6 protein-coding genes are annotated in these 8,371 nt (G+C 68.3%); 4 read left to right on the plus strand and 2 right to left on the minus strand.

The window, feature by feature from the left end:
• Positions 1-162: 162 nt before the first annotated feature.
• Both AC08OQ_RS14885 and hpnH read right to left on the minus strand, forming a co-directional pair.
• Entirely contained in the window at positions 163-1,377 is a 1,215-nt protein-coding gene (locus AC08OQ_RS14885; protein WP_476605526.1) for a beta-ketoacyl-[acyl-carrier-protein] synthase family protein, read from the minus strand.
• Between the two features lie 443 nt (positions 1,378-1,820).
• Positions 1,821-2,819, minus strand: coding sequence for an adenosyl-hopene transferase HpnH (gene hpnH, locus AC08OQ_RS14890; protein ID WP_476602259.1), 999 nt, complete (start codon positions 2,817-2,819; stop codon positions 1,821-1,823).
• 602 nt (positions 2,820-3,421) lie between these two features.
• Here hpnH and AC08OQ_RS14895 point away from each other — a divergent pair.
• The 4 genes from AC08OQ_RS14895 to AC08OQ_RS14910 all read left to right on the plus strand — a co-directional run bounded on the left by AC08OQ_RS14895 (position 3,422) and on the right by AC08OQ_RS14910 (position 7,930).
• Positions 3,422-3,622, plus strand: coding sequence for a TetR family transcriptional regulator (locus tag AC08OQ_RS14895; RefSeq protein WP_476605525.1), 201 nt, complete (start codon positions 3,422-3,424; stop codon positions 3,620-3,622).
• Between the two features lie 1,005 nt (positions 3,623-4,627).
• The gene (locus tag AC08OQ_RS14900) at positions 4,628-4,801 is read left to right on the plus strand and encodes a keywimysin-related RiPP (protein ID WP_476602130.1); all 174 of its coding nucleotides are present in this window, start codon (positions 4,628-4,630) and stop codon (positions 4,799-4,801) included.
• A 237-nt stretch (positions 4,802-5,038) separates the two neighbouring features.
• Entirely contained in the window at positions 5,039-6,253 is a 1,215-nt protein-coding gene (locus tag AC08OQ_RS14905; protein ID WP_476602131.1) for an FAD-dependent monooxygenase, read from the plus strand.
• Between the two features lie 297 nt (positions 6,254-6,550).
• A complete protein-coding gene (locus tag AC08OQ_RS14910; RefSeq protein WP_476602132.1) occupies positions 6,551-7,930 on the plus strand; it encodes a Dyp-type peroxidase in 1,380 nt (459 codons plus the stop codon).
• Positions 7,931-8,371 lie beyond the last annotated feature (441 nt).

Raw genomic sequence — 8,371 nt, forward strand, 5'->3', positions numbered from 1 at the left:
GGCCCTAGATCATGAAGGACGGCAAGGTGTCTTCGCCGTTCCCTTGCTGGAAGAAATGATCGGCAATGGTCAGTAATGGGAAGTGAGGCCTCTGGGCGGGCGGAAACACGACGGGGGCCGGAGCGCGTTCGAGTCCAGCCAGGCGTGGCCGGCGCGGCCGGTTCAGGGGGCGGTGAACGCCAGGGAGACATTGTGCCCACCGAAGCCGAAGGCGTTGGCCACGGCGGCGCGGACGGTCTCGTGGCGGGCCTGTCCGGACACGACGTCGAGCTTGATCGCCGGGTCGAGCCGGTCAAGGTTGCGTACCGGGGGTATGACGCCGTCGCGGATGCTGAGCACCGTGGCGATGGCGCCCACCGCGCCGGCGGCGCCGAGCATGTGCCCGGTCATCGACTTGGTGGCCGTGACCGCCGGATGGGTGCCGATCGTCTGAGTGATCGCCTCGGCCTCCAAGGGGTCACCGACGGGGGTAGAGGTGGCGTGGGCGTGTACGAGGCCGATATCGGTGGGGGTGAGGCCGGCGCTGGACAGTGCGGCCTCGATGGCCCTGCGCTGCCCGGCGGGGTCGGCGGTGACGATGTCGAGGGCGTCGGAGTTGGTGGCCGCGCCGGCGGCGACGGCGTACACGCGGGCGCCGCGGGCGGCGGCGAACCCGGCCCGTTCCAGGACCAGCAGGCCGGCGCCCTCGCCGAGCACGAAACCGTCACGGTCGGCGTCGAAGGGCCGGGAGGCGGCTGCCGGGTCGTCGTGCCGGGTCGACAGGGCCTTCATCTGCGCGAACGCTGCCAGCGGCAGCGTGTCGACCGGCGCCTCGACGCCGCCGGCGACCACGACGTCGGCCAGCCCGTGTTGGATCATCTCCATACCGGTGGCGATCGCCTCGGCGCCGGACGCGCAGGCGCTGACCGGGGTGCGGGCGCCGGCCTTCGCACCGAGGTCGATGCTCACCCACGCCGCCGGGCCGTTGGGCATCAGCATGATCACCGTTTGAGGGGATATCCGGCGCGCACCGGCCTGCTCCAGGATGCGGTGCTGGCCCAGGGTGGACTGCACCCCGCCGTAACCGGTGCCGATGACGACCGCGAGCCGTTTGGGAGCGACCTCGGGGGATCCCGCGTCCGCCCATGCCTGCCGGGCGGTGACGATCGCCATCTGTTCACCGCGGTCGAGCTTGCGGCTGTCCTTGCGCGGCAGCGTTGCCGCGGGGTCGACGGGCAGCCGGGCGGCGAGTCGGACCGGCAGCTCCCGCGCCCATTCGTCTTCGATCACCGCGACACCCGAGGCACCCGCGACCAGCCCGTCCCAGGTGGCGGCGAGGTTGCCGCCGAGTGGAGTCATCGCACCGAGACCCGTCACCACGATCTTGTCGTAAACCACTAATTACCCCTTCCCGTCACGATGAGGGCGGAACGCCAGAAAGGCGGTTCCGATTCTCGCTCCGGATCACCTTCCCAGCTCGGGGCGCGGTCTGGACAGCTCCGCCGCTACCGATGTCGGCGGCCAGGTGTTGTGGGAACCCTACAAAGACCCGCGAGCCCTACGATGGCGAGACGGGCGCCGCCGCGGCCCACGACGCCGGACCGGCGAGGGGACGGTGGGTGAGTGTCGGGGTGCAGGTAGTCATAATTGGGTCATAATGCGGTTTCGGGTCGGATCCCGCTTATGCCGCTCTTCCCGTTATGCCGCTCTTCCCGGCGTATCCGAGCCGGGGGTGTCTGGTGGAGGACCTCGGTGCGGCGGCCGTCGCCCTCCGGCCGGAGGGCGACGGCCGCCGCACCGAGGTCGTTTCCCGGGGCTGGCCGGTGGTCCCGGGGCCGGTCTCAGCGGGCCGCGCGGATGGATTCCCGCAGGGAGGACAGGGTCGCCGCGAGGGCGGTCGGTTCGTAGCCGCAGTGTGCCATGCAGTTCGCGCAGCGCGGGTCGCGGCCTCGTCCGTAGGCCTCCCAGTCGGTGGTGTCAAGGAGTTCCTGGTAGGTCCTGGCGTAGCCGTCGCCCATCAGATAGCACGGCTTCTGCCAGCCGTACAGGGAGTAGGACGGAATTCCCCAGGCCGTGCACGGGAAGTCGATCTTTCCTTCGAGGAAGTCCAGGAACAGGGGGGAGTGGTTGATCCGCCAGTTCTTGCGGCGGCCGTCGGCGAACGCCTTGCGGAACAGTTCCTGGGTTTCCTTGACCCCGAGGAAGCTGTCCTGGTCGGGGGCTTTCTCGTAGGCGTAGGCGGGGGAGAGCATCATCCCGTCGACGTTGAGGTCGTTGTTGAGGAAGTCCAACACCTCGATCACGGTCTGGGGGGTGTCGGTGTTGAAGAACGTGGTGTTCGTGGTGACGCGGAAGCCGCGGCGCTGCGCCTCTTTGATGTTGTCCACGGCCTGGGCGAACACGCCCGGCTTGGCCACGGACTTGTCGTGGCGTTCCTCGAGGCCATCGATGTGTACCGCGAAGGACAGGTACGGTGACGGGCGCAGCTTGTCGATCTTGCGTGGGATCAGGAGGGCGTTCGTGCACAGGTAGATGAACTTCTTACGTTTCACCAGGCCTGCCACGATGTCTTCGATCTGCGGGTGCATCAGCGGTTCGCCGCCTGCCAGGCACACCACGGGGGCGCCGCACTCGTCGACGGCGGCGAGCGCCTGCTCGACGGGCATGCGCTGTTTCAGCACGTCCGCGGGATGTTGGATCTTGCCGCAGCCATCGCAGGCGAGGTTACATGCGAACAGGGGTTCGAGTTCGAGGGTGATCGGGAACTTGTCCCGCCTGGCGAGTTTCTGCTTGAGGAGATAAGCGCCGATCCTGATTGCCTGGCGCCGCGGAATGGCCATTTTCACCCTCCTGCTGTTGGTCTTCGGTCGCCTGGTGGGTGGAGTCGCGATGCTGCGCTGTTGCGGTCAGTGACTGTTCCGGTCAGTGTAGGCGTGTGGTGCGGAGCTGGTGGATTCGGCGTGGGTCGGAGTGGGCGTGGGGTGGAACTGAGGTGGGTGTCCGGTTTGGGGGCGGGGTGCGCTGGCGGGTTGGGGGTGATGGGGAGGGGCGGTGGTGAGAGCGCGGATTGCGGCGAGGCGATGGCGCCGGGGGCGGCGTGTGGTGTGCCGGGCGGGACGGTCCGGCCGGCCTTCGGCGGGGTGGCCTTGTGGTGGTCCGGACTATCCTGCCGCCTGACCATGAGCCAACCACTGCGCCCGCCGGGTGCGGCAGATATCTCACACCATCCGGAGAACCTTCCGGTAGAATACTCGGTGTGGTCCTGGGTAGCGGGGCCGTTCCCGGGCCATCCCCACGATGCGGAGGCTAGTGCGTGCCCCCCTCAGTGAACACGGGATCGAAGCGTCCCCGGTCGCGGCGTGCTCGGGGATCCATCAATGCCCCGGGGATTCTGGCGGGCGCCTTCGAGTTTTGCCGGGACACTCCGGTCGATCGGTTGAGTATGCCCCGCCTGGCTGCGTATCTCGACGTCGGTGTCACCAGCATCTACTGGTATTTTAAGAGCAAGCAAGAACTCCTCGACGCCATGGCCGAGGAGGCACTCGTCTCTTTCTATGAGAGCATGCCTCCCCTCCGTGGTGACGACTGGGAGGACATGCTCCGCGAGTTCTTCAAAAATTTCTATGGAGTCGAAATGAAATAACTTGCGCGTTTCGAACCCTCCACAGGCCTGTGACCTGCGATGATGCTCTCGATCACGTATTTGTTACTTCATTACGTCCCCTATGCGCTGCTCGCCGTCGACGACCTGAAATGCGACCTGATTACGCGTCGTAGCGGCAGTCCGACCTACCAGAGGAGACCATCACCTCCTGGTTTCGGGCGGCGGAACTGCTGGCTGGGCTGCGGGATGCCGGATTCCCGTCGTCGCTGGCCTGGCACGCTTTCCTCACGCTCTCGACATACACCCGGGGCTTCCTGCTCACCGAGCGGCCCGTCGAGGAGCCGGCCGCGGCGGTCCCTGCGGCGGCGCAGCCTTCCGACGTCACCGTCCCGGAGGAGTTCGAGTTCGGGATCACCAACATCATTCTGGGTCTGCGCACCCTACTGCCCGAGGACGCGCGCGACCGCGACGTCGCCTAACGCTCCCGTATACAGGATCACAACAGGACTGCAGCAGGACCGCACTCGCACTCGCGTGTGCCCGGCGAAGACGCCGCCGGCCGTCATTTCACCTCGTTGACGATTCACCTCGTTGACCGAGATCCGGGCCGTGGGCCGGACCTGGCTGTGCCACCGTGGTGGGCTTCCCGACGACCAGATCCGTAGGGTCCCAACAGCCTCGGACTGTCCCGCAAGGCCATCTTCTCGAGATCGACGCCGAGATCGATCCGATAACCCCTCCTGCCCCGCATGGCGCCTTTGGTGCGGCGTGGGGCCTCCGACGGGTGCCGGCCCGTGAGCCGGAGCTTCGGCCGGCTACAGCGATGATCTGCTCGATCGGCGCCCGTCTCCACCGCGACTCCCGATGGTGCCACCGAACCGGCGATGAACCAGCAATGGACAGCAAAGGAGCAGAATCGAAGATGGTTGGTCACAGGCGGTAAGTGGCGGTCGGAGGTGGGACACCGACGGCGGCCACTGTGTTGTCTGGATCGCCGAGAATCACATAGACCGAATAAATCGAAGTCGGACGGAGGAATCCGGCATGAAAGCAACGTATGAGGCACCGACGCTCCGGGCCGAGGGCTCGTTCCGGCAGGTCACCGGTTTCTTCGGGGGCTGGGGCTGGGGCTGGGGCCACTGGGGTGGCTGGGGCCACTGGGGTGGCTGGGGCCACTGGGGTGGCTGGGGGCGTTGGGGTGGCTGGGGCCGTTGGTGATCCCGGCTCCCGACAGTCCAGCAACCCGACCAGCAATCTGACACTCGGGTAACCCGACAATGCGGGAAACCGGAAAACCCGACAATGCGGGGTAACCGGGCAGCCCGACAAGTGGGCACCACGACATCCGTTGGCGGTGCTCCTCTCCGGGGACGACGGTGGTGACGAGCCGGCGAACGGTCGTTGCCACCCGCCGTCCGGGTCACGCCGAGGAGGAACACGGAGGAGGCACCTGCGGTGAGGATCGTCTGTGTGGGCGGCGGACCAGCAGGACTGTACTTCGCCATCTCGGCGAAACGCCGTGACGCCAGCCAGGAGATCACAATCCTCGAACGCGACCCGCCCGGGGCGACCTACGGCTGGGGGGTTGTGTATTGGGATAACCTTCTGGACGTCCTTTTCCGGAACGACCCAGGCAGCGCTCGTGCCCTGCGGGCTGCGTCCACTCTCTGGCAGGAGCAGCGGATCAGTCTGGGCGGATCGCGGGCGGCATATCTCACCGGCTACGGCTTCAGCCTGCAGCGGGCCGCGCTGCTCGAGATCCTCGCCCGGCGGGCCACCGATCTCGGCGTCGAAGTGGAGTACCGGCACGAGGTAGACGACCTGCGCCCGTACGCCGACGCCGATCTCGTCGTGGCGTCCGACGGCGCGAACAGCCGGGTGCGCCAGATGACCCAGGACGATTTCGGTACCAAGGTCGAGATCGGCGGTAACCCGTACATCTGGCTCGGCACCGACAAGCGATTCGACAGCTTCACCTTCGCCTTCGAACGGACCTCCGCAGGATGGATCTGGTTCCACGCCTATCCGTCCAGCGCCGGTATCAGCACCTGCATTGTGGAATGCTCCCAGCGGACGTGGAAGGGACTCGGCCTTGATCGCCTGAGCGCCGAGGACGCGCCGCGGATGCTGGAAAAGATCTTCTCTGGTCCGTTGGACGGCCATCCGCTGATCAGCCAGTGCCGCGGCCGGGCGGCGCGGTGGCTGCGTTTCGCCGATGTCACCAACCGGAGCTGGTACCACGACAACGTCGTGTTGATCGGTGACGCCGCCCACACCACGCACTTCGCCTTCGGGTCGGGCACGGCGCTCGCGATCGTCGATGCGGTCGCGCTCGCGCAGAGCATGTACGACAGCGGCGGCGATCTGCCGGCCGCGCTGCGAGATTTCGACCGGCGGGGCCGGGCGGCCCTGGGTCCTCTGCAGGCGGCGGCGCGGATGAGCATGGCCTGGTTCGAACGGGTGGACCCATACCTCGATCAGGATCCGGTGTCGTTCGCCTACTCGATGGCGTCGCGCCAGGGCGAACAGCCGCCGTGGCGCTACCCGGTGCACCGTGCCAGCCAGCACCCGGCCGTGCGCAGGGCGCTGCGCGGACTGAACTCGAGTGCACGATGGGGCCTGGCCCGTCGCCGGGGCGAACCCGTCGCCCGGAGAAGTATGGAGGGTTAGTCCCGGTCGACCGGGGCGTGTGCCGAGCGTCCCGCAGTGGTCGACGGCGCCCTCCACGGCGGATCATCTTCTCACGGACATCGTGGAACTGCCCTATGACCCATGCGAACACCTCACCGGACGGCTCATCCGGGTGTCCTTCGGTGGCAATCGCCGCGTTGACGCCGGCCCGAGGATTGCCGGCCCGAGGATGATGTCGGATCTCACTGCGGCGCCGGTACGGATCCCGTGAGCGACAGGACGGATGGAACCGGTAGGTCTGAGACCGGTATGTCCAATAGGGCCGGTAGGGCGGGTATGTCGGACATTACGGATGTGGTGGACGCTGCCGATGTAACGGATATCGTCGATGCGGCGGATGCGGTCCGGGAGAACCGCCCGACCGGTCCCCACCGCCGCAGGGTGCTGCGGGGCGCCGGGCTGCTCGGCTTCGGCGGTGGTGTCGCGATCGGGGGAGGCCTCGGGGGAGTCATGGCCCTCGACAGCGGTGTCGCCGTTGCCGCGGAACGTTCCCGGGAGGACCAGTCGGGCGGGCCGGACCGCGTCGCCGTGGTCCGTCGTGAGGCGCTGGCCGGGGTGGTGGGTGACGGCCGTCACCAGCCCGGAATCGCCGACCGGCCTCCCGCGCAGCTCGTCTTCACCGCCTACGACCTGACGACGTCCGGCCCGGCCGCGGTCCGCGCCTCCCTCGCCGCGGTGCTGCGTACCTGGACGGCCGCCGCCGCGGTGCTGATGCGAGGCGAGCCGCTCGACGGCGCTGAGCGGGACACCCAGGGACTCGGACCGGCGGGACTGACGATCACCATCGGGCTCGGTGCGTCCGCGCTGCGCCGCGCCGGCCTCGACGCGCAGATACCCGCGGAGCTCGCGGACATCCCCGCGATGCCCGGTGACCAGCTCGATCCGGCGCGCAGCGGCGGGGATCTCGGCGTGCAGGTCTGCGCCGAGGATCCGATGGTCGCGGTCTCGGCTTCCCGGCAGATACGTCGTCTCGCCGCTCAGGATGCCCGGCCCCGCTGGATCCAGCGGGGATTCCTTCGTTCCGCGGCGGCCGCGTTCAACCCCGGGTCCACCCCGCGCAACCTGATGGGGCAGATCGACGGCACGGACAACCTGGGACCGGGCACGCCGCAGTTCGACCGGGCGGTGTGGGTGTCCAACGGGCCGGAATGGGTGCGGGACGGGTCCTACCTGGTCTGCCGGCGCATCCGCATGCTGCTCGATGCCTGGGCGCGGCTGGACGAGACGGCTCAGAGCGCGGTCATCGGCCGCCGCAAGTCCGACGGCACCGCGCTCTCGGCACCGCCGGTGGGGCAGGGCGGCGCTGAGACCATCCAGCCGGACTTCACTGCCCGCGCCGCCGACGGCAGTCTCGCGATCGCCGGCAACGCCCATGCCCGGCTGTCCCACCCGTCGTTCCACGGCGGGATCGCCATGCTTCGTCGCGGCTACTCCTATGACGACGGCCTGGACTCAGCCGGCGAGCCGGACGCCGGCCTGTTCTTCACGGCCTACCAGGCCGACCCGCGTACGGCGTTCGTCGCGGTGCAGCGGACCCTCGCGGCCGGCGACGCATTGAACACCTTCATCCGGCACACCTCCAGCGCCCTGTTCGCCGTCCCGCCCGCCGCGCCCGCGGGCGGTTTTCTCGCGCAGGGGCTCTTCGGCGCCGGCTGAACGGCACCGGCTGAATTTCGACCGGGTGATCCTGTGCCGCGCCGTTCCGCACGGCCACTGAGCCGCATCCGCACACGTGCGGCCCGCCGTCGAGGGACGTGCGGGCTGCACGGCCGGGGCAGGGTGGTCTGATGGGTGGTCTGACGGGTAATCCAATGAGTGGTCCGATGACGCCGTACCTGTACCTGTACCCGTTCCCGATGCCCGGTGTGGTCGCGGCATGCCAGGCGCGCCCCGCGAGAAACCGCACACCGGCCCGGAGGTGGCACCTCTCCACACGGCCTCATCGAGGCTCGCGCGGACCACGGGGCTCCTGACCATCGGATCGGGATTTACGGGGTCTTCGAAGTTAACCGGGGTGGGCGTGAGACCCCAGCCAGTTTGGTAACTGTGCGTAATGTTGGTTCGGCGTGGCCTGCTGTGACCTGATGTGGCATGCCT

This window comes from Frankia sp. CcCS3 (assembly GCF_977927575.1).